Below are 1,926 nucleotides of genomic sequence, written 5' to 3' on the forward strand. Positions count from 1 at the left end.
ACCCGCCGGGGCGCCCACTCACCTTTATAAACCCCCCCGCCCCCCCGCCGCCCCTGGCGGGGCCCCCTCCCCCACCACGACCCTCAATCTAAGGCCATGGCCAGCGGAAATCAAACTGATGCCACATGCCCGCAGTTAGCCCCCTTGCCGGGCAGGCGGTCCCGAGGCCCCACGTCCGGGCGGCCGGGCCCGCACCCGCTCAGCAGTCCTCGAAAAAGGCCTCGACGTAGGCGGCGGATTGGTAGAGATAGTCGTAGGCCCAGCGGGCGGGCGACAGCCGCGGGCGGGGGTCGGCGAAGAGCAGTTCGCCGTCCCAGCACTTGCCGATGATGTAGCGGGCACGGGAGATGTGCGGGGTGAAGGTGACGACGATGACGCGGTTCCAGCCACCCGCGCGGGCGTACTCGGCCAGCGCCCTGCCCTCGCCTCGGGTGGTCCTCGGGTCGGGGTCGAAGCAGACGACCTCGAAGCTGTAGCCGCCGTGGCAGATCCGGTTCATCCTGGCGCTGTACTCGTACGGATCGGAGAACAGCACGCGCGGGGCGTAGCCATCGCGGGACAGCCGCAGGGCCAATTGCTCGCGGCCGTCGTGCGCGCCGCCGAGGACGAGGATCGCGTCGGCGGGGGCGGGCGGATCGGTGCGCGGGCGCACGTAGACCGGCCACAGCGCGGCCACCGTGGCGACCACGAGCAGCCCGGCCGCACACGCGATCAGGACATGCCGGGTCCGCCGCCGCACCCGCCATCGGACTCCGCTCATCGCCGACGATGCTAGGCCGCCACGCCGCCGCGCACGCGCACGCCGCGAGCCCGCCCGCCATTGGGACCTTCGACAGTGCTGTCGGGGCCATTTCGCAGGCCGATCACCGATGGGTGTACGGCGGACCCGCCACCCCGTAGAGTGGCGAAGCGAGGCCTCGCCGGGGCTGCAGGCCCCGGTCACAGCCTTCCGGTGCGAGCGAGCGCCGCCGGTAGGGTCGCCGGGAGCGGTTCGCACGGATCGTGTCGATCAGCGCAAGTGCGCGCGTTCGAGAACGAGGGCGCGCGGGAGACGGGACAGGCAGCAGATGAGTTCGGTACTGGGAGTGTCGGTGGGGGCGAGCACCGTCCATCTGGCGCGCCCGCACACCGGGAACTCCGCAGCGAATCTCGATCCGAGCGCGTTCGACATCCAATCTATCCGAGTGGCGCCCACCATGCGCGCCGAGGAGCTGGCCGCCGAGGCTGTCGGCGTCGCGCTGGCCACCACGCCCGAGATCGCGGGCACCGCCATCACCTACCGCAACGAGCAGCAGGCGCACGCCCTGCGCGCGGCGATGGCCAGGCAGCAGCTCACCGACTACGAGCTGATCCCGGAGACCGTCGCGGCGGTCGAATTCGCCCAGGCCACCGGCGATGTGCGCGGCATCTCCTCGCTGGTGGTCTACGACCTCGGCAGTTCCGGGCTCACGGTGAGCATGGTCGACACCCAGACCAGGCAGGTCGGGCACACCGAGCGCACCAGCGAGATCAGCGGCGACTACCTGGACTCGCTGATCCGCGAACAGCAGATCGCCTCCGGCCGCATCGCCCACCCGCAGGACGAGGCCGGGCTGGCCGCGCTGGACGCGCTGTGCCGGGAGGCCAAGGAGCAGTTGTCGTCCAACACGGCGGTCGCGCTGCCGAGCAGGCAGGGCCTGGTGCTGCTCACCCAGGAGAACTTCGAGTCGCTGATCATGCTGGCGATCGAGACCTCGGCCCGCCGGGCGCGGGAGGTGATCGATCGCTCCGATCGGCCGGTGCACGGCGTGCTCGCCCTCGGCGGCAGCGCGCGGATCCCGTTGCTGCGCGGTGTGCTCGAGCGCTGGATGGGCGTGCCGGTCATCGTGCCCGAGAATCCCGACACGGTGACCGCGCGCGGTGCGGCGCTGCTGGCGCGTCCCATGC

General features: G+C 71.6%; 2 protein-coding genes. One reads left to right on the top strand and one right to left on the bottom strand.

What is annotated here, in order from left to right:
* Positions 1 to 199: 199 nt before the first annotated feature.
* Positions 200 to 760, bottom strand: a complete 561-nt coding sequence (locus QH283_RS19555; protein WP_280504437.1) for a YdcF family protein — start codon at positions 758 to 760, stop codon at positions 200 to 202.
* Between the two features lie 307 nt (positions 761 to 1,067).
* Here QH283_RS19555 and QH283_RS19560 point away from each other — a divergent pair.
* On the top strand, positions 1,068 to 1,926 hold an 859-nt coding region (locus QH283_RS19560), incomplete at its 3' end, for an Hsp70 family protein (protein WP_280504438.1).

The organism is Nocardia farcinica (assembly GCF_029867845.1).
Classification (GTDB): domain Bacteria; phylum Actinomycetota; class Actinomycetes; order Mycobacteriales; family Mycobacteriaceae; genus Nocardia; species Nocardia farcinica_A.